Annotated in this window: 21 protein-coding genes; all 21 read right to left on the minus strand. The window is 39.2% G+C overall.

From position 1 onward, the window contains the following. Positions 1-633 carry a MotE family protein gene (locus EM808_RS01060; RefSeq protein ID WP_127734586.1) on the minus strand — a complete coding sequence of 211 codons (633 nt, stop codon included), beginning with the start codon at positions 631-633 and terminating at the stop codon, positions 1-3. Next, positions 633-1,085 (minus strand): flagellar export protein FliJ, encoded by a 453-nt coding sequence (fliJ, locus tag EM808_RS01065; RefSeq protein WP_127734588.1) that lies wholly within the window; start codon positions 1,083-1,085, stop codon positions 633-635. Before fliJ ends, EM808_RS01060 begins: the two co-directional genes overlap by 1 nt. Then, complete coding sequence (gene fliI / locus EM808_RS01070; protein WP_127734590.1) at positions 1,082-2,404, minus strand: flagellar protein export ATPase FliI; 1,323 nt, start codon at positions 2,402-2,404, stop codon at positions 1,082-1,084. Before fliI ends, fliJ begins: the two co-directional genes overlap by 4 nt. A gap of 2 nt (positions 2,405-2,406) precedes the next feature. Further along, a complete protein-coding gene (gene fliH, locus EM808_RS01075) occupies positions 2,407-3,153 on the minus strand; it encodes a flagellar assembly protein FliH (RefSeq protein WP_164849545.1) in 747 nt (248 codons plus the stop codon). After that, positions 3,146-4,162 (minus strand): flagellar motor switch protein FliG, encoded by a 1,017-nt coding sequence (gene fliG / locus EM808_RS01080; RefSeq protein WP_127734594.1) that lies wholly within the window; start codon positions 4,160-4,162, stop codon positions 3,146-3,148. The genes fliH and fliG overlap by 8 nt, the downstream gene beginning before the upstream one ends. Positions 4,163-4,178: 16 nt before the next feature. Next, positions 4,179-5,765 carry a flagellar basal-body MS-ring/collar protein FliF gene (gene fliF, locus EM808_RS01085; protein WP_127734596.1) on the minus strand — a complete coding sequence of 529 codons (1,587 nt, stop codon included), beginning with the start codon at positions 5,763-5,765 and terminating at the stop codon, positions 4,179-4,181. 58 nt (positions 5,766-5,823) lie between these two features. Continuing rightward, positions 5,824-6,135: a flagellar hook-basal body complex protein FliE gene (gene fliE / locus EM808_RS01090; protein ID WP_127734598.1), complete on the minus strand. Its 312-nt coding sequence runs from the start codon at positions 6,133-6,135 to the stop codon at positions 5,824-5,826. Between the two features lie 9 nt (positions 6,136-6,144). After that, positions 6,145-6,603: a flagellar basal body rod protein FlgC gene (gene flgC, locus EM808_RS01095; protein WP_127734600.1), complete on the minus strand. Its 459-nt coding sequence runs from the start codon at positions 6,601-6,603 to the stop codon at positions 6,145-6,147. A 1-nt stretch (position 6,604) separates the two neighbouring features. Then, positions 6,605-6,985, minus strand: coding sequence for a flagellar basal body rod protein FlgB (flgB, locus tag EM808_RS01100; protein ID WP_127734603.1), 381 nt, complete (start codon positions 6,983-6,985; stop codon positions 6,605-6,607). Between the two features lie 476 nt (positions 6,986-7,461). Beyond that, on the minus strand, positions 7,462-8,241 hold the full coding sequence (codY, locus tag EM808_RS01105; protein ID WP_127734605.1) for a GTP-sensing pleiotropic transcriptional regulator CodY: 780 nt from the start codon (positions 8,239-8,241) through the stop codon (positions 7,462-7,464). A 110-nt stretch (positions 8,242-8,351) separates the two neighbouring features. Further along, entirely contained in the window at positions 8,352-9,761 is a 1,410-nt protein-coding gene (hslU, locus tag EM808_RS01110; RefSeq protein ID WP_127736632.1) for an HslU--HslV peptidase ATPase subunit, read from the minus strand. Between the two features lie 15 nt (positions 9,762-9,776). Further along, positions 9,777-10,328: an ATP-dependent protease subunit HslV gene (gene hslV, locus EM808_RS01115; RefSeq protein WP_127734607.1), complete on the minus strand. Its 552-nt coding sequence runs from the start codon at positions 10,326-10,328 to the stop codon at positions 9,777-9,779. 28 nt (positions 10,329-10,356) lie between these two features. Next, positions 10,357-11,262: a tyrosine recombinase XerC gene (gene xerC / locus EM808_RS01120; RefSeq protein WP_127734609.1), complete on the minus strand. Its 906-nt coding sequence runs from the start codon at positions 11,260-11,262 to the stop codon at positions 10,357-10,359. A gap of 59 nt (positions 11,263-11,321) precedes the next feature. Next, complete coding sequence (gene trmFO, locus EM808_RS01125) at positions 11,322-12,635, minus strand: FADH(2)-oxidizing methylenetetrahydrofolate--tRNA-(uracil(54)-C(5))-methyltransferase TrmFO (protein WP_127734611.1); 1,314 nt, start codon at positions 12,633-12,635, stop codon at positions 11,322-11,324. 261 nt (positions 12,636-12,896) lie between these two features. Then, entirely contained in the window at positions 12,897-14,975 is a 2,079-nt protein-coding gene (gene topA, locus EM808_RS01130) for a type I DNA topoisomerase (protein ID WP_127734613.1), read from the minus strand. A 246-nt stretch (positions 14,976-15,221) separates the two neighbouring features. Further along, positions 15,222-16,085 carry a DNA-processing protein DprA gene (dprA, locus tag EM808_RS01135; protein WP_235856565.1) on the minus strand — a complete coding sequence of 288 codons (864 nt, stop codon included), beginning with the start codon at positions 16,083-16,085 and terminating at the stop codon, positions 15,222-15,224. A gap of 191 nt (positions 16,086-16,276) precedes the next feature. Then, a complete protein-coding gene (gene sucD, locus EM808_RS01140; protein WP_127734615.1) occupies positions 16,277-17,200 on the minus strand; it encodes a succinate--CoA ligase subunit alpha in 924 nt (307 codons plus the stop codon). Beyond that, positions 17,181-18,374 carry an ADP-forming succinate--CoA ligase subunit beta gene (gene sucC / locus EM808_RS01145; protein ID WP_127734617.1) on the minus strand — a complete coding sequence of 398 codons (1,194 nt, stop codon included), beginning with the start codon at positions 18,372-18,374 and terminating at the stop codon, positions 17,181-17,183. Before sucC ends, sucD begins: the two co-directional genes overlap by 20 nt. Positions 18,375-18,697: 323 nt before the next feature. Beyond that, a complete protein-coding gene (locus EM808_RS01150) occupies positions 18,698-18,988 on the minus strand; it encodes an EscU/YscU/HrcU family type III secretion system export apparatus switch protein (RefSeq protein WP_127734619.1) in 291 nt (96 codons plus the stop codon). Continuing rightward, positions 18,985-20,259, minus strand: coding sequence for a hypothetical protein (locus EM808_RS01155; protein ID WP_127734621.1), 1,275 nt, complete (start codon positions 20,257-20,259; stop codon positions 18,985-18,987). Before EM808_RS01155 ends, EM808_RS01150 begins: the two co-directional genes overlap by 4 nt. Next, entirely contained in the window at positions 20,260-21,045 is a 786-nt protein-coding gene (locus tag EM808_RS01160; RefSeq protein WP_127734623.1) for a ribonuclease HII, read from the minus strand. It lies immediately after the preceding gene. Between the last annotated feature and the right edge of the window lie 72 nt (positions 21,046-21,117).

The following is a 21,117-nucleotide window of genomic DNA, read 5'->3' on the forward strand; positions in this document are numbered from 1 at the left end:
TTACTCACTAGATGCTGTATCTGTGCTGGTATCAGATGAGCTTCCACTTGCAGAATTTGCAGCAAGCAGTTCTGTATATTTACTTGCAACAGAAGGCTCCATCTTTTCTAATATCGTCGCAAGTGTTACAGGTTTTAGCGATGCCAATATTTTCAATGCTTCATCCTGAGACATTGCAGAGAGAATTGCCGCAGATTTTTTTGCAGACATTGTTTCATATGTTTTGACAATGTCATCAAAAGCCTTTTGTGTTTTTTCCTGTGTGTTTTTGAGTTCATCAAGCTGATTTTGAAGTTTAATTTTATCAACCTTCAATGATTTGCTTTCCGCTTCACTTGCCTTTAGCTGTGACTCTAATGATTCTATATTCGCGGTTTGTTCCTTAAGCTGTTTTTCTAAATCTGCGATATTTTGTTTGTTGTCCGCAATACCCTGGTCAGTAGACGCCTTTTCTGAGCTAAGGAAAGGAATTTGGTTCATCAATTCCTTTCCTTTTGAGACCACGTCCGCACCAGAGTAAATCATCAGGATTAATGCAACGACAACAGCAAACATCAATGGAATAACAATTACCAGCAAAAACCGCTGAAAGAAATTGAATGATTTCTTTTTGTCATCGACCATATTATCCATTAGCTACCTAACCTTCCTGGCTGCATATATTGCTGAATGGAGATATCATCCATCTGCTTTGCTTCTAGTGCCTTTTCTGTATTGATAAAATGCAAGATATCTTTTTCTTTAATTTTGACAAACTTTTTTACTTCCAAGTTTTTATCAACAAGCTTTTGCTGATAATAGTTCATGGAATTCCGTGCATTTACGACCATCTGCTGGCTATGCTCAATCATCTTTGCCAGATTGCTGATAAAATGCTGATGATGTCGGATTGCTTGAACAGAAAGCCCGCCTACTAGCTTGTTAGATTGGTATTCTTCCAATTCTTCCTTTCGTTTCAGCAGCTCATACAATTTCTCTGCTGCATCTTCGAAACGCTTGACAGCCAGATTGTAATCAGCGCTAGCCTCATCCTTTTCTCTCTCTTTAATTGTCAGGATTTTTTCAAACTTAAACTTGTAGCTCATCGGTTATCTCCAACTCCAGATAATGATATTAATGCGTTGACACTTTCTTCTAAGGAGATTTTCTCGTCTGTTGATTGCTTTATATATGATAATATTTCAGGATATAAACGGATCGCTGTATCGATTTCTATCGATGAACCTTTTTTATATGCTCCGATGTTAATCAAATCTTCTGAATTAATATAAGTGCTGAGTAAACCACGTAATTTCTCCGCTGCATGAACATGTCCTTTAGGTACAATATGATTCATAACACGGCTCACACTTTTCAATACATTTACAGCTGGATATTGCCCCTTATTAGCGAGATCCCTATCTAAGACAAAGTGACCATCCAATATCCCCCGAACAGTATCGGCAATCGGCTCATTCATGTCATCTCCGTCTACTAGAACTGTATAAAAAGCCGTAATGCTTCCGTGTTCATTTGTTCCTGTTCTTTCTAGCAGCTTTGGCAAGATAGCGAAAACAGAAGGTGTGTATCCTTTCGTTGTCGGCGGCTCACCGATGGCTAGTCCAACTTCCCTTTGCGCCATCGCTACCCTTGTTACAGAATCCATCATCAGCATGACGTTTAATCCTTTGTCACGGAAGTATTCAGCAATTGCTGTTGCCGTGTATGCTCCCTTTATCCTCATTAGTGCAGGCTGATCACTTGTTGCGACAACAACAATCGATCGCTTTAAGCCTTCTGGACCTAAATCTCGTTCAATGAACTCTCTTACCTCTCTACCACGTTCTCCAATTAAGGCAATAACATTAAGATCGGCTTTTGTGTTTCTTGCGATCATACCAAGCAGAGTACTCTTACCGACACCACTACCGGCAAAAATCCCAAGACGCTGACCTGTTCCGACTGTTAGAAGGCCGTCAATCAGGCGCACCCCAACCTCCATCGATTCTGAAATCGGTGGTCTTTTTAATGGGTTCGGCGGGTCTTGATCAATCGGAACACTCTTTAATCCTTTTGGTAATGATGTGCCATCAAGCGGCATTCCAAGTGCATCAACGACTGTTCCAATCATGGCAGCACCAGCTTTAACCTCTAGGGGTTCAGATGTACCTTCTACTAAGCAGCCTGGTGATATATCGTTCACGGTCGTATATGGCATTAGAATGATACCATCTTCTTTAAATCCAACTACCTCTGCTTTAATAACTCGTTTATTTTTTGTACCAATATATATGTTACACACATCACCTATGGAGCTTTCAGGACCTTGCGACTCTATCATAAGACCAACTACTTTTTTAACCCTGCCATAACGTTTGTAAGGATCGATGGAATCGATCGATGATAGAAGTTCTGCCGCTCTCATCCTCATTCACTCTCCAATAGGTCTAGTAATTTTTGTTTAATCATGAGCAGCTGTGTATCAACACTTGCTTCAATCCGTCCATTAGCTGTCTCAATTATGCAGCCATTTTCTGCTGTTGCTTCATCAGGAAAAATAAACAAATTCGGCTTGATTGGAAATAACGATAATAACTCTTCCTTTTCTGAAAGGAGGTATTGATAATGAACCGGATTAACATGCAATTGAATTTCCTTTTGGTCTCTTGTTTCCTTCAAAACTTTTTTGACAAGCTGCATGAAATATTCTTCTTTTTCTGAAATACTTGTCTGAACAATCTTTTCAGCTACCTTCATGCTAAGTTCCAGGATTTCTGTTTCAGCACTATTTAAATATTTGTCATAATCCAATTTGCTTGCTTGAATAATTGATTTCGCTTCTTCAATATGCTCTGCATACTCTGTAAATCCTGCCATTCTTCCTTCATCAACACCAGATTGGTAGCCTTCTCGATGGGCTTCCTCCATCAAAAGATTTTTTTCTGACTGCCAATTGTTTTTTTCCTGTTGCAGCAGCTCTCTTAAAGCTGCTGCTTCTTTTTCTGCTTTTTCGCGGATGGCAGCTGCGTCTGCAGTCGCCTGTTCCATGATTTTTGTGTATTCGGGATCAGCATGGAAACCTGCACCCTGAAAGTTGTTTACATGTTTAATGGAGATAATCTTTTCATTTGCTTGTTCTGCATTTGCCCAACTTGATTTAATAAGCCTAGACAATAATATCATCTCCTCCACCGCGCGCAACGACAATCTCACCAGAGTCTTCTAAACGTCTGATAATAGCAACAATTCTTGATTGTGCTTCTTCAACATCTTTCAGTCGGACAGGTCCCATGAATTCCATTTCATCCTTGAAGGATTCAACCATTCTTGCAGACATGTTACTGAATACAATTTCCTTCACTTCGTCACCAGAAACCTTCAATGAAAGCATAAGGTCTTCATTTTCACAGTCACGGATAATACGTTGAATTGCTCTGTTATCCAATGTAACAATATCTTCGAATACGAACATTCTTTTCTTAATTTCTTCTGCCAACTCAGGATCCTGTATTTCAAGAGCGTCAAGAATTGTTCTTTCTGTCGAGCGGTCAACACCATTCAACACTTCAACAACTGCCTCAATACCACCAGTTTGTGTATAATCCTGTGTTACAGTGCTAGATAGCTTTCTTTCTAAGATTTGTTCCACTTCATTAATAATTTCAGGAGATGTACTGTCCATAACAGCAATTCTCTTCGCAATATCTGCCTGCATTTCCTGTGGCAGTTCAGATAATATCTGGCCTGCCTGGGTTGGATCTAAATAAGAAAGTATTAATGAAATGGTTTGTGGATGTTCATTTTGGATAAAGTTAAGGATTTGGCTCGGGTCGGCCTTTCTTGCAAAATCAAACGGTCTAACCTGCAAGGAAGAGGTTAATCGATTCAAGATGACAGATGCTTGATCTGTTCCTAACGCTTTTTCCAAAACTGTTTTAGCATATCCGATACCGCCTTGAGAGATATAATCCTGTGCTAACGCTATGTTATGGAACTCTTCTAGTACTTCTTCTTTAGAAGAGTTCTCCACCTTTTTAACACCAGATATCTCTAAGGAAAGTTTTTCTATCTCTTCTTCACTTAAATGCTTATAAACAGAAGCTGCTACATCTGGTCCTAATGATATAAGTAGAACAGCAGCTTTTTGTTTTCCTGTAAGCTCCGTAGCTTCTTTTCGTGCCATCGATATCCTCCTTGCCTTATTCCTCTGTTATCCAAGTGCGAAGAAGTTTCGCAAAGTCTTCTGGCTTATCTTTTGCCATTTTCTCTAATTGTTTTCTGCGAAGTGTTCCCTCTGATTCCACTTCATCATTTACGTCAGGAATGGATACAGGTGAAATAATTTCTTCTTCCGGCTCTGCTGCTTTCTTCTTACGTCCTCTTACAAACAAGAAGATTAATAGTCCAATTACAGCAAGTAATACTCCACCAACTGCGTATACCCACCAAGGAATTGACGTGCTAGCTGTTTCTGATGAAGCAGTAGTTTTTCCGTTAAATTGTTGCACAGATACGGCAATTTTACTTTGTAAGTCTGCATCTGAAAGAGTGCCTGTTTCTGTCTTATCAATAGAAGTTCTTACGATTGTTCCTAGCATATTTGTAATGTCGTCAACACTATCCTGTGAAAGTGAAGATGGATCATCTGCTGTAGGAGGCTCTACCATAACTTGAATACCAAGGTCACGGATTTTATATGGGCTCTCTACAATTTGCTTTTTAATTCTATTAACCTCGTAATTAATTGTGTTATCAATTTTCTCAGAGTCACCAGAACCTGATGTAGTTGTTTCCGTGTTCGTAGTAGTTGTATCTGCCTGATCTTCTGCTGCAGGTGTACCTTCTGCTGCAGCACTACCTCCTGTATATGTTTCAGAGATATTTTGTGCGCTCACTTCGATACCCTTCATATTTTCTTCATCAACTGGCGTAACCAGGTTTTCTTCTCTGTTTTCTTGGGTAAAGTCAATATCAGCAGTTACTGAAACCATGACTTTATTTTGTCCCATTAATGTGCCAAGCATTTGCTGAACTTGTCTTTGAATGTCTTTTTCAACTTGTTTTTTCACGTTATTTTGAGCAGTAAATGTGTCACCTGCATTATTAGTTGTAGAATTTAGGTCAAAATACTCAAAGTTTTGGTTTGTTATGACGATATTATCAGTAGGAAGGTTTGGAACACTTTTTGCGACAAGTGTATATAATCCTTTTATTTGACTCTCGGAGAAGTTATAGCCTGGTTTTGTGTTGAGAACAATAGAGGCTGAAGCTTCTCCGGCTTCATCTGATACAAACACACCTTTACTTGGTAATGTGATCATAACATTCGCATCGTTAATACCGTCGATGCCTTTAATCAAGTTAGAAATTTCTGTTTGCATTGCATCTAGCTTCATAACATTGAATTCATTATCTGTCATTCCGAAGCTCGCATTTTGACTGAAAAACGAATAATCAATACTGCCTGTATTCGGTATTCCTTCTGCTGCTAATTCCACCTTCAATGAATCCACAACATTTTCTGGAACGCTTATTGTTTTTCCGCCATCTGAAATCTCTGATGTGATTCCCTTGCTATCAAGGGTTTCTTTAATTTGTCCTGTTTCTGACGGAGACAGGTTGCTGTATAAAGGAACTAAATTTTCTTTTGTTAAGAAATAAGTTGCAAATGATACCATAAGAAGAAGCAAAAGAATGCCGCTTACCAAAACAGTCTTTTGCTTTTTAGAACGATTTGTCCAATATTCTTTTAAAGGATTAAAAAACTTATTCATGTTTTCTTTCATCTTTACCCCCGGTTACCGTTATTTTTAATGATAATAACCGCCCACAACTCAACTGACCTTAAATAGACATTCTCATCATTTCTTGATACGCTTCGACTGCTTTGTTTCTAAATTCTAATGTAGCTGACATCATAACACTTGCCTTTTGTGATGTAATCATTACTTGCGAAAGATCAACGTCTTCTCCTTTTGCAAGCTTGTTTGTAAGAACATCCGATTCATTTTGTGCTTTATTAACATTATTAATTGATTCCTTTAAAAAGGAAGAAAAGCTTTTTTGTACTTCTGAACCAGTCGCTTTCGTTGCTGTTGCAGAACTGTTAGTTAACGGCAATGTGGATGACACTGCTGGAAGATTTACTGTCGCCATTTATAATACCTACTTTCCAATCTCTAAAGTTTTCATAAGCATGCTTTTCGATGCATTTAATACTGTTACGTTCGCTTCATAAGACCTTGTAGCACTCATCAAATCAACCATTTCCCTTAATGGGTCCACATTCGGCATTTGTACATAACCGTCGGCATTAGCATCTGGGTTTTCCGGATCATACACCATTTCAAAAGGTGTTTCCGTATCTTCTGCAACCTTTGTTACTTTAACGCCATTTCCTGTGGCTGAATTGCCTGCTGTTGCGGCATTCAAATGTGACGCAAATGAATTGCCCTCTTGTGCTTGCAATACCACTGATTTTCTTCTGTACGGCTCCCATTCACCATTTACCAGCTTTCCTCTTGTTGTTTCTGCATTCGCCATATTAGAGGAGATAACGTCCATTCGCAGCCTGTTTGCTGTTAGCGCAGAAGCGGTTGTATTCATGCTATGAAATATCGTCATTTTATCTTCCTCCTTTTATGACATTTTCTAAAGAATTAAACTTACCGCTAATTCTCTCGACTAAAGCATTGTAGTAAATCTGATTTTCTGCCAGCTCACTCATCTCTTTATCCATATCAACGCTGTTGCCATTATTATTATAAGTAACGTTCTTATCTGTCGTTATTTGGACAGAGCCAGTAGCTCCTTCAAAATCAAAATGCCTGCTGTCCGTTTTGTTAGCATTCATGGCAGTTGCTAATGTATTTTTAAAGGTAACTTCCTTAGCCTTATAATTAGGCGTATCGACGTTAGCGATATTTTGTGAGATAACCTTCTGTTTTGTATTTGAATAATTCAAAGCATTTTCTAGTGTTGAAATAGTATTCGAAAAAAGCTTCATCTCACACCTCTTATTATCTATGATTATCGTATTTGTAGAATTTTGCAGTTTTATGACGAATATTTTTCAGATGATGTATTTAATTGTAATAAATGAAAAATAATCTGTCTATCATAATAAGGTCAATTTTAATAATCCAATAGTCCTATTTTAGTTAAAAATATTTGAGAAATTATCCTTTCACTAATAAGAAAGGTATATTTTTGTTATTTTTGATATGAATTAACTCATCATTAGGAACTACTAAATTCATAGTATCAATGAACTATCGCGCAACAATCATCTTGTCTATGTATCGAATATAATGTACAACGATTGTAATGTAAATGATATATTTTGGAAAAATGTCGAACCATGTTGAGGCGAAATCTCGATAAATCAATATTCTCTTAGAAAAGCTTATTTCATTACCACTAATTCCCTGTAAATAATAAAAAAAAGAACCTTTTCCACGTAGGAAAAGATTCTTTTTTTTATTAATTAGCTTTCAGCTTTTCTAATTCCAGCAAGAACTTATCGTTCAATACTTTAATGTAAGTTCCTTTCATTCCAAGAGAACGAGATTCGATTACACCAGCACTTTCTAGCTTGCGCAATGCATTAACAATAACAGATCTTGTAATACCGACTCTGTCTGCAATTTTTGAAGCAACTAAAAGTCCTTCATTTCCGTTCAATTCTTCAAAGATGTGTTCAATTGCTTCTAATTCACTATAAGATAATGAACTAATCGCCATTTGCACAACAGCTTTGCTTCTTGCTTCTTCTTCGATTTCTTCTGCTTTTTCACGAAGAATTTCCATACCAACAACAGTTGCTCCATATTCAGCCAAAATTAGATCATCATCATGGAATTGTTCTTGAAGTCTTGCAAGAATTAATGTTCCAAGTCTTTCTCCGCCACCGATGATTGGTACGATTGTTGTAAGCCCTTTGCTGAATAGATCTTTGTTTTCAATTGGGAATGCTGTATATTCGCTTTCCACATCCAAATTACTTGAAGTCACTTGAATATTAAAAAGATTATTTGTGTACTCTTCTGGGAATTGACGGTCTTCCAACATTTTAATCATACGGTCATTTTCAATTTGCTGGTTAATAGCAAAACCTAGTAATTTCCCTCTTCTGCTTACTACAAAAATATTTGCTTCAATAACTTCACTTAAAGTCTCAGACATTTCCTTGAAGTTAACTGGCTTTCCAGCAGCTCTTTGCAGCATCGCATTAATTTTTCGAGTTTTTGACAATAAATCCATTTTCTTTTCCTCCTATTAACTAAAACCAAAACTGTCACTTATTCCTTCTTTATGGCCGCGGCATTTGATTGCTTCATCCTTTTAGGAGTACGTAATCGCATTACACATTCTTAAAGAATAAATTGACTTAAATCTTTATTTCTTGCAATCGCACCAAGTTTCTCTTCCACGTATTGTGGAGTTATGGATACTTTATCCATCGTAATTTCAGGTGCTTCAAATGATAGATCCTCCAGCAATTTCTCAAGGATCGTATGAAGTCTTCTTGCTCCGATGTTATCCGTGTTCTGATTCACTTCATAAGCCACTTCTGCTATCTTACGTATAGCATCGTCAGAAAATTCAATTTCTATACCTTCAGTTTGCAGTAATGCTTGATATTGCTTAATTAACGCATTATCAGGCTCCACAAGGATACGGTAGAAGTCATCAACTGTAAGCTTACCAAGTTCAACACGGATCGGGAAACGACCTTGAAGCTCAGGAATCAAATCGGACGGCTTAGAAATATGGAATGCACCTGCAGCAATGAATAAAATATGATCTGTTTTAACAGATCCGTATTTTGTCACAATTGTCGAGCCTTCCACTACTGGAAGGATGTCACGCTGAACACCTTCTCTTGAGACATCAGCAGAAGATCCGCCATTGCTTTTGCTGGCAATTTTATCGATTTCGTCGATAAAGATAATTCCCATTTGCTCTGCTCGTACGACCGCTTCTTGTGTTACTTCATCCATATCGATCAGCTTTTGTGCTTCTTCGTTAGTCAAAACAATTCTAGCTTCACGTACAGTCAATTTTCTTTTTTTCTTTTTCTTAGGCATAAAGCTGCTTAACGCATCCTGCATGTTCATACCCATTTGCTCCATACCAGAGCCTTGCAGCATATCGAACATAGATGGCTGCTGCTCATCTACCTCAACTGTAATTGTTTCATTCTCAAGCTCGCCAAGCGCCAATTTTTCTTTAAGCACTTTTCTTTTTTCATATCTGCTTGATTCTTCCACAGTCGGCTCCTCTGTTTGAGTTTCCGAATTTCCGCCGCCAAACAACATTTCAAGCGGATTACTGTAGTTTTTTTGTTTTTTAGCAGAAGAAGGCATCATCAGGTCGACGAGACGGTTGTTCGCTGCAGACTCCGCTCTTTCTTTCACCTGAACCATCTTCTCTTCTTTTATAATTCGCACAGATGTTTCCACTAAATCTCTTACCATGGATTCAACATCTCTGCCGACATAACCGACTTCAGTGAACTTGGTCGCTTCCACTTTAACAAATGGCGCGCTGACAATTTTTGCGATTCGTCTTGCGATTTCCGTTTTACCTACACCAGTAGGTCCCATCATTAAGATGTTTTTGGGGCTGATTTCATCCCTTAGCTTTTCATCAAGCAACCCACGGCGAAAACGGTTTCTTAACGCTATCGCAACAGCTTTCTTTGCATCCTTTTGTCCAACAATATATTGATCAAGACGTTCTACAATTTGACGAGGTGTTAAGCTTGTGTTCTTATTCATCAAGTAATCCTCTCCTTATAATTCTTCTACAATAATATTATTGTTCGTATATACACAAATATCGCCAGCGATTTCAAGAGCTGCCTTTGCTATTTCATAAGCAGAAAGATGTTCGCCTGAGTATTGTTTAAGAGCTCTTCCAGCTGATAATGCGTAGTTTCCGCCAGAACCAATCGCTAAAATTCCGTCATCTGGCTCTATAACTTCACCTGTTCCAGATACAAGCAGCAAATCTGTTTCATTCATAATGATGAGCATCGCTTCAAGCTTGCGTAAAATCTTGTCACTTCTCCAAAGCTTCGCAAGCTCAACTGCCGCTCTTTGCAGATTCCCGTTATACTCTTCCAATTTCCCTTCGAACAGCTCAAATAAAGTAAAGGCATCGGCAACAGAGCCTGCAAAACCGGCAATCACTTTTCCGTTAAAAAGTTTTCTTACCTTTTTTGCAGTATGTTTCATCACGACAGCATTGCCGAAAGTGACTTGACCATCACCTGACATGGCGCATTTCCCTTTATGTTGAACAGCAAAAATAGTAGTTGCATGAAACTGTGGTAGTCCAGACATCTTTACTTCCTCCTTTATCCATTTACAGCTATGCCCTTGGATGGAAGGACATATATGTTTTTTTTAAGTAGTCGCTTGTGACATGTGTATAAATTTGGGTGGATGATAAAAAAGCATGACCCAATAATTCTTGTACAGTCCGCATATCGGCACCGTTTGCCAAGAGATGTGTAGCAAATGAATGGCGAAGTTTATGCGGATGGATTTTCCCTTTGGTAGCAGACGATTCCATCATTCTGTTAAGAATATCGCGCACACCGTTTTCAGTGAGCGGTCCTCCCTTATAATTGACAAACAAAAAGGGATGATTCGTCTTGTTTTTATCCATCAGCTTACTTCTGCTGTTCTCTATGTAAGATTCAAGGGCGGTATGGGCAAAGCTGCCAAATGGAACATACCGCTCCTTTTTCCCTTTCCCCTTTACCAGCAATGTCGAGATGCTGAAATCGATATCTTTCATTTCAATTTTTGTGCATTCACCAACGCGGATTCCTGTTGCATACAGCAGCTCCAGGATGGCAACATTCCTTTTTCCTAGCATGCTTGTCGTATCACACGAACGAAAAATATGCTGCAATTCCTCTTCATAAAAGAAATCTGGCAGTCTGCTTTCCAGCTTTGGTATACTGACAACTGCAAAGGGATTGCTTTCCACTATATTCTCTCTAGCTAAAAATCGGTAAAAGCTCCGAAGACTAGATATTTTACGGGCAATAGATTTTCTTGCAAGCTCCTCATTGAACAGCTCTGTCAAAAAAATCCGCACATCCTGTGCGCTTACTTCCTTAACATGTCCCAGCAATTGCTTGGACATAAACAGGAAAAATTGCTGTATATCCTTTTTATAGACATCAATCGTATACGGTGAGCAGTTTTTTTCAATCTTCAAGTATTCAATAAACAGGTTCAAGAAAGCGTTTTGTTCCTTATTCATTGCTTCACCTCACAACGGCTTCACTATATTAACATACTTTGTAGCGACAAGCAATTAATTTACACATTTTTCATAAAGTTCTGAATTGTTTCTAACGCTCTGTTAGCGTGCTGTTCGTACCTTTCCTTTTTCCCTTTTATTCTAGTTGGTAGCTCAGGGAAAAGTCCAAAGTTAGCATTCATCGGCTGGAAAGTTTTTGCGTTCGTCTTCGTGATATAATTCGCCATGCTGCCAATAGCTGTTTCGACTGGGAATTGGATCAACGGCTCACCATTAACAAGCTTCGCTGCATTAATACCTGCAACAAGACCGCTCGCTGCTGATTCTACATAGCCTTCAACGCCAGTCATTTGTCCTGCGAAGAAAAGATTAGGACGGTTTCTGAACTGATATGTCGCATTAAGAACTTTCGGTGAGTTGATGAAAGTGTTTCTGTGCATAACGCCATAACGGACAATTTCTGCGTTTTCAAGACCTGGTATTAAGCGAAGCACCTCTTTTTGTGGTCCCCATTTCAAATGTGTCTGAAAACCGACAATATTGTACAATGTTCCTGCTGCGTCATCTTGACGAAGCTGAACAACTGCATATGGGCGTTTCCCTGTTTTGGGATCTTCAAGACCAACAGGCTTCATTGGTCCAAACAGCATTGTCTTTTTACCCCTTGAAGCCATTACTTCAATAGGCATGCATCCTTCAAAGAAAATTTCCTTTTCGAATTCCTTTAATGGTACCGTTTCAGCATCAATCAATGCTTCATAGAAGCGGTCAAATTCCTCTTCCGTCATCGGGCAGTTTAAATATGCTGCTTCTCCCTTGTCATAACGAGATTTCAAATATACCTTATCTAAGTCTATGCTGTCTTTTTCAATGATAGGAGCCGCTGCATCATAAAAATACAAATAATCTTCTCCTGTAAGTTCCTTTAAGCTTTCTGAAAGTGCTGCACTAGTTAGCGGTCCTGTCGCAATTACAGTTACCCCTTCTGGAATAGATGTAACCTCTTCATTAATAACCGTAACATTTGGGTGGTTTTTGACCATCTCTGTCACTCTGCCTGCGAATTCATGTCTATCAACAGCAAGAGCACCGCCTGCCGGTACTGCACAAAGATCCGCAGAATCAATAATAACGGAGTCTAGTCGTCTCATTTCCTCTTTCAGTACTCCAACAGCATTTGTTAGCGCATTTCCTCGTAACGAGTTGCTGCATACTAGCTCGGCAAATTTATCTGTATGATGTGCGGGAGTTTGTTTTACAGGTCTCATCTCGTAAAGATTTACCTTAATTCCTCTTTTGGCAATTTGCCAAGCTGCTTCACTTCCAGCAAGGCCGGCACCAATTACATTAACAATCTTTTGTGTATCTTGCATTGTAAATCCTCCAACTTAATATTATCTATAAGATTCTCAGTGCGCAAGAATCCTTATCATGTATATGTATGCTTAACACCAGCTGATTCTTATAGTAGTAAGCAAATGTCCATACAATTATAAGCTAAAAATATATCCTTTAGCATTTTACACTACGTTTTGCATCTTGAAAAGTTTCAACTTATGGACAATTGTCCTAAAACTCATTAAAACAGTTATTCATACACACGGAAAGAGTGAGCATACATGGCTCACTCTTTGTTAGCTTTGAGGTTCTTCCTTATAGTCGCATTCGACACATTGGACTTGGACACCTTTTTTCAGCTTTTTCTCTACAAGCATATTATCACATTTTGGACATGGGCGCTGTAAAGGTTTATCCCATGAAATGAAATCGCACTCTGGGAAACGGTCACAGCCATAAAAAATCCGGCGCTTTTTGCTTTTTCTTTCAATGATATTACCTTCAGCACATTTCGGACATTTCACGCCAATTTCTTTCACTATGGCCTTTGTATTACGGCAATCAGGGAAATTGCTGCATGCCATAAACTTGCCGTATCTGCCCATTTTAAACACCATTGGATTGCCGCATTCCTCGCAATCCTCACCTGCAGGCTCATCCTTTATTTCGACAGATTGCATTTCTTTTTCAGCTTTATCAAGGCTTTGTTCAAAAATTTTATAAAAACTATCAATAACTTTGACCCAGTTTATTTGCCCTGCCTCAATATTATCAAGGTTTTGCTCCATATGTGCAGTAAAGTCGACATCGAGAATTTCCGGGAAGAATTCAAGTATCAGCTCAAGCACTATTTCACCAAGCTCTGTCGGCACAAACCTTTTATTATCAAGAGCAACATATCCGCGTTTTTGAATCGTATCGAGCGTAGGTGCGAATGTGGAAGGACGCCCTATACCAAGCTCTTCTAATGTTTTTACTAACCTTGCCTCTGTATACCTCGGCGGCGGCTGTGTGAAGTGCTGCTTTGGATCAATATCCTTATTGATGACTTCATCTCCCTCTTTTAAATCAGGGAGCTGTTTATTTTGCTCTTCTACCGCATCATCTGTACTTTCTACATACACCTTCATAAACCCAGGGAATTTAATTTTGGAACCTGTCGCACGGAACTTAACATCGCCGTTACGAAGATCAACACTCATAGTATCCATAACTGCCGGTGCCATCTGGCTCGCAATAAATCTCTCCCATATAAGCTTATACAAACGAAGCTGATCTCTAGAGAGATGTTCTTTTAAGGAATTAGGCTCTCTGTGTGTGCTTGTCGGTCTGACAGCTTCATGGGCATCTTGAGCATTTGCGTTTTTCTTTTCTTTACGATTTTGCTCTTTTGTATATTCAGTCCCATAGTTTGAAGTAATGTATTCATGTGCTTCCGTTTGGGCAACTTCCGAAATTCGAGTTGAGTCTGTTCTCATATAAGTAATTAAGCCGACTGTGCCTTCTTTTTTACCTAAATCAATTCCTTCATATAGCTGTTGGGCAAGCATCATTGTCTTTTTCGCTCTGAAATTCAGCTTTCTTGCTGCCTCCTGTTGCAGGGATGAAGTTGTAAAAGGAACGGCAGGATTCCGTTTACGCTCCTTCTTCGTTACCTTCTCAACAGTAAACTTGTTGCCATTAAGCTGTTTTTTGACATTTTGTACTTCTGCTTCAGAATGAAGCTCTAACTTTTTATCTTTCAAACCATAAAACGCTGCCTCAAAGCTGGTTTTTCCCTTTGCAAAGCTTCCTTCTATTGACCAGTATTCTTCAGGTACAAATGCTTTTATTTCATGTTCCCTGTCGATGATTAACCGAACTGCCACAGATTGTACTCTACCAGCACTCAGCCCTTTTTTGACCTTTTTCCATAGCAACGGACTGATATTATAGCCTACCAATCGGTCGAGCACCCGTCTTGCTTGCTGGGAATCGACTAAATCCATGTTTATTGGCCTTGGATGCTTGAATGACTCCTTAATAGCATCTTTAGTGATTTCATTAAAGACGACACGGCAATCTGAATCCACATCAACCTGGAGGCTGTTTGCCAAATGCCAAGCAATTGCTTCCCCTTCGCGATCCGGATCGGCTGCGAGGTATATTTTTTTTGCCTTTTTAGCTGCTGTTTTTAATTCCTTTAATACAGGACCTTTTCCACGTATCGTTATGTACTTCGGTTCGTACTCTTTTTCTACGTCTACACCCATTTGGCTTCTAGGCAAGTCTCTGATATGCCCCATTGATGCTTTAACTTTATATTTTTTACCTAAATAGCGTTCAATTGTTTTCGCCTTTGCTGGCGACTCTACTATTACTAGAAACTCTGACATCCAACGTCCTCCTTAGAGGGATTATAAATATTCATTATTATTGTATACTATGTTCGCTTTTGTCAAACATTACGAAAATAAGTAAACGGTTACACTGTTATTATATGAATGGAAATCCTTGAAAATTTATTATTTCATCTGTTGCAAACAGTATAACAGATTGTAAAAAATAGCAATACCTTTTTAAAAAAAAATGGAAAATAGATTCATTCTATTTCCCATAAAACTAGTATTACTGCTTTTAATTTACATGGTAAATTCCCATTCTTCCAATATATCTGCTGCATTTGTTACTAGCTTTGCCCCTTGCTTAATCAATTCATTCGTTCCATCTGAATATTTGCTGAAAATGCTGCCAGGAATAGCAAATACATCCCTGCCTTCTTGTAAGGCAAGATTTGCTGTTATCAGCGAGCCGCTTTGTCTTTTTGCCTCGACTACAAGCGTGCCTTTTGTTATACCACTGATTATTCTGTTACGCATTGGAAACTGCCATTTTTGAGGTCTTGTATTAGGAGGGTATTCAGACAAAAGTAGCTGGGATTTCATCATTTTCTCTGCTAAAGGCAAATTATGCTTTGGATAAATATGCTCAAAGCCGCCGGCAATAATCCCAATTGTTTTGCCGTTAAATTCAACTGCCGTTTCATGTGCGAGAGCATCCACACCAGCGGCAAGCCCACTGACTATGACGACCTGCTCGTTAACAAGCTCTTGCATCATTGCCTTTAAAGCGTGTCTGCTGTATACTGTGGCATCACGGGAGCCTACTATTGCCAATTGCCTCGGCTTTTGTAATAGAGATAGATCTCCTTTTGCGTAAAGCACCCAGGGCGGCTGATATATTTCCTTTAACAAACTTGGATAACAGGGGTCAAAATAGGTGATTATGTGTATTCCTTGCTGTGTGTATCGCTGAATTTGTTGATGAATGGTGTGGGAATAAAAGTCTTCGAGGGTATCTTTGTCAAGGAAGTTTCCGTTTGGATGGCAGCTATCGCGGAGGAAGTGAAGTCCAGGATCTGTTTTCAATATGGTAAAAATTCTTTTCCATGTCATTTTTCGGCAATGATGCAAGACAATTAATGTTTCTCTTAAATCATGTAACAGCACACTCAACCCTTTCTTGTATATATTCAATTACTATTATAAAAATACATATCCCTGTCTCCTTTTTATTATAATAAATTACCCACTTTAATTCCAAAGATTTGCTATATAATAGAAGAAACTCGTCTTTTTTTTGCACAAAAAGGCTAGCCTCCAGCGTTAAGCTAAGGCTAGCCTTTTACTTGATAAAATTAGACTCTGCTTTCTTCCACCTTATGTGTTTTGCATTTGTCTAAAAGATCTGTTTCCTTCAGCACTTCAATCAATGTCGCACCCATTTCAGCAGGAGTAGGGGCTACCTTGATTCCACACTCATTCATTGTTTTGATCTTTTCATCTGCTGTGCCCTTACCACCTGAAATGATCGCACCTGCATGACCCATCCTTTTTCCTGGAGGTGCTGTTCTTCCACCGATAAAGCCAACAACAGGTTTTGTCATATTGGCTTTGACCCACTCGGCTGCTTCTTCTTCTGCCGTTCCGCCAATTTCACCAATCATAATAACCGCATACGTGTCTTCATCCTCATTGAACTTCTTCAACACGTCAATAAAGTCTGTGCCATTAACAGGGTCTCCGCCAATTCCTACTGCCGTAGACTGGCCTATTCCTGCCTGTGTCAGCTGATGAACCGCTTCATATGTCAAAGTACCTGAACGGGAAACAACGCCAACATGACCCTTTGTATGGATATATCCAGGCATAATTCCAATCTTGCACTCATCTGGAGTGATAACTCCCGGACAGTTCGGGCCTATTAATCTTGTATTTTTGCCTTCCATATAGCGTTTAACCTTTACCATATCTAAAACAGGGATATGCTCTGTTATACAAATCGTCAAATCTAGCTCTGCATCAACAGCTTCCATGATTGCATCTGCTGCAAACGGGGCAGGCACATAGTTGACAGATACTGTTGCATTTGTTGCTGCAACAGCTTCTTTCATTGTATTAAAAACCGGAACACCTTCTACTGCTGTTCCACCTTTACCAGGTGTTACCCCAGCAACAATTTTTGTGCCATATTCGAGCATTTGCTTCGTATGAAAAAGAGCCGTTGCTCCTGTAATACCTTGAACAATGACTTTCGTTTCTTTATTGATGAATATGCTCATTGATTTCTCCCCCTTTTTGTACATATGACACGATCTTTTCAGCACCATCTGCCATGGAACTTGCAGAAATGATATTGATGCCTGATTCGCTCAAAATCTTTTGGCCAAGCTCCACATTCGTTCCTTCCAGCCTAACAACAAGCGGTACTTGCAGGCTCACCTGTTTTGCTGCTTCAACGATACCCTCTGCAATGATATCGCACTTCATAATTCCACCGAATATATTAACAAAAATGCCCTTTACTTTTTCGTCGGACAAAATGATTTTAAATGCTTCTGTAACTTTTTCAGCTGTTGCACCGCCGCCAACATCAAGGAAGTTCGCGGGCTCTCCGCCGTAGTGCTTCACGATATCCATTGTGGCCATCGCTAAGCCAGCACCGTTTACCATACAGCCGATATTTCCATTTAATGCGATATAGCTTAAGTCAAATTTTGAAGCTTCAAGCTCCTTCTCGTCCTCTTCATCCAAATCACGGTATGCAAGAATATCCTTATGTCGGTATAATGCATTAGAGTCAAAGTTCAGCTTTGCATCAAGTGCCATCACATCACCTTCCTCTGTTAAAACAAGAGGGTTAATTTCAGCAATAGAACAATCCTTCTCACAAAATACGCGATAAAGGCCTGTCATGAATGAAACAGCTTTATTGACTTGAGGACCAGGAATATTGATTGCGAATGCAACTCGTCTTGCTTGGAAAGGAGTAAGACCTGTTAATGGATCAATTACTTCTTTAATGATTTTCTCAGGCTGTGTTTCAGCTATTTCTTCGATTTCTGTTCCACCCTCTTCTGATGCCATTAATACAATACGAGAAGTAGAACGGTCAACAACAAAGCCAATATAATATTCCTTTTTGATACGGCAGCCTTCCTCAATCAGCAAACGCTTAACAACTTTTCCTTCAGGGCCAGTCTGATGTGTTACAAGGGTGCTCCCCAAAATCTGTTCTGCGTATTGCTTAACCTCTTCAAGAGATTTCGCAACTTTAACACCGCCGGCTTTTCCTCTGCCTCCAGCATGAATTTGCGCCTTAACAACCCATGCATCACTGTTAAGATGCTCTGCTGCAAATAGGGCCTCTTCAACGGTAAATGCAACACTTCCTTTAGGGACAGCTACACCATTTAATGCTAGAATTTCTTTCCCTTGATATTCGTGAATATTCATTCTCCCACATCCCTTTTGCAAATTCTTTTTCACTTCTTGCCAGATTTCCCTGCATACTTTTACTTATGTACGAGTGTGAAAAAAAATAGCTTTTTTCCATCTCGACAAAAAAATATTTTTTCCGTTTTAAAAGGACCCCTTCCTTTTAAAAGTATCTTTAACACTGTATTAATATTCTCTATCAACACAATATTTTCTTACTTTTTGGAAAAAACACTCTATTGTTTACGCTTTCATTTTATATAAAAGCAACACTTTTGTCTATTAAAAAGGCACTAATTTACAATAAAAAAATTATCCCCTTTAAAAAGGGGACTATACTACTAGTTATCAGACTCCGCTCCATATGTTTTATCAAGCTTATAGATAAAAGCAAAAACCTCAGCCACTGCCTGATACAAGTCTTCAGGGACTTGCTCCTGCAAGTTGAGCTTACCTAGCAGTTCTACTAGTGATGGGTCTTCCTGAATTGGCACACCGTTTTCTTGTGCCTTTTTAATAATATTATCAGCAATCAGCCCCTTACCCTTTGCTGACACTACTGGTGCAGAGTGCTGCTGCTGTTTATAGCTAAGGGCAACAGCTTGCCGCCTTTCCTTATCGTTTGCCTTCATACTTTGTAATCTACCCCTTTATAATAGGCAGGCATTAATTTGTGCAGACCTAAATCTGGTTTATCCAGCTTATCTTCCTGAAAAGATTTAAACTCCAGTGATGACAAGGTGTATTGAACGTCCTTCATTTTTTCCTGCAAGCCATGAATCATGCCTTTCATAAGCGGCTCTATTTCATGATTTTTATTAAAGACTGTGATATTTACTATTCTGTGCTGTATTTGCATATCTATTGCTGTCTCTTTTAAATGTGCCAAATCAAGATAAAACAGAATGCGGCAATAATCAGAATCTATCTTTCCATCTTTCGTTTTCCTTCCACTGTATTGCATAGTAGCATCCATGGAGTGATTTTGGAAATGCAGGGGGAATTGGAGCATTAACTGCATGATTGGACCTGTTTCCTGGCTTAATAGCTGCATGCCTGTTACCTTGTCCGTAAGAGCAGCTGCCAATTCCTTCACATGTGTGGGAGCATCCGTTTTTAAAAATTCCAGCAGAAGCGGCTTAAGCAGGTTCCATTCAGGAGCGCCCTTGCCTCCATCTGTTTTTGCATGCAGCAATTCATGTTCGTAAGAATAGCCAATGGTATGAAGCAATTTTTGCAGCTGCTCCTTTATTACGCTCGCATCAGGTAAATCAATATTTTTGCCTGTTGCAAGCTCCTTAAGAACAGTTTGTAATTTTGGAGAAACAGATGGACTACCAGACAGTTCATTCAATAATTTTCCCGCAAGACTGTTCATGGAACTGCCTTCTCTAACAGCCATTAAGCTCGCAAACACTTTTTCCGTAAAGGGAAGCTCCCTCTGGATCATTTCCTTTATTGTGTCTATAGCTTTAGGGCTGTCTGCAGATTCTTTCATCCATTTGCCTGCAAGAGAGAGGACCTCACCAGACAGCGGCAGGTTCTCCTTTAAAAGCATTGACGTAAGCTGCTTCATTTCTTTTGTATTAGGCAAGGACCATTGTTCAAGCAATGTGTCTGTATTAGCATCATTATTGACAGGGCTTATAGGAGACAATACCTTTAATGCCAGCTTTCCATCACCGTCTTGAACTTGGAACAAATAGTTCTTGTCGGTGTTTAATGCAGTCGATAATTCAGCAAGGACCTTCTGGCTTCCAACTTGAATTTCTGCCATATTATTCGTAAAATACTTATTTACACGCCCCGTGATTACTTGACCTTGGCGAAGCTCTAGTGGTCTTGCAGTAACTGCTTGCTCCAAACCTGCTGGAAGTCCTTGTCCAATACGTATGCCATTCATTTAAATGCCCCTATTCCTCGTAGCCATTTCCTTGATCGGGGAAAAGCTTTTACGGTGATGTATCGTATAGCCTTCTGTCTCTAATGCAAGCAGATGCTCTTTAGTGCCATATCCCATATTACTTGCGAAACAATATGCTGGAAACTCTTTATCGAGATTTTTCATCATCTCGTCTCTTGTTACCTTTGCAATAATACTCGCTGCTGCAATGGATACACTTTTACTGTCCCCTTTAATAATCGATTTACTTGGATACGGAACGTTTAGCTTCATAGCATCAATCAGCAAAAAGTCCGGCTGCTGATCGAGATTTTGGACAGCTGCTAGCATTCCTTTTTTTGTCGCCTCATAAATGTTAATCCTATCAATTTCCGCTGGTTCGATAATACCAACACCGATGGAAATTGCTTGTTTTTGAATAATTTCATAGTATTGCTCTCGTTTTGCTTCAGACAGCTTTTTTGAATCATCTATTCCCGGCAGATAGAAGCTTTCAGGGAGTATGACTGCAGCGGTCACAACTGGTCCTGCTAGAGGTCCCCTGCCCACTTCATCAATGCCAGCAATATATGTATATCCTTGTTCTCTTATTTCTGTTTCATATATACAAAGCTCTATAAAACGGTTATGAAGCTGCACTTCCTTTTCCTTTTGCTTTTCCCAAGAAGTTATCAGCTTTTGCACGCCAACTCGTTTGTCTTCTTTTAACTGCTCCCAATAAGGGTCATGTTTGTCTGTTATCTTTTCAAGTAATTCCTTAATTTCCTTTAATGTTGCCAATGCCACTTTAAGTAACTCCCTTTCTCCCTATTTATATCGTCTCTTTCTAGAATTAATTTAACAGCTCCTTAAACAATC

It is taken from the genome of Niallia taxi, from assembly GCF_004005475.1.
Lineage (GTDB): Bacteria > Bacillota > Bacilli > Bacillales > Cytobacillaceae > Niallia > Niallia taxi.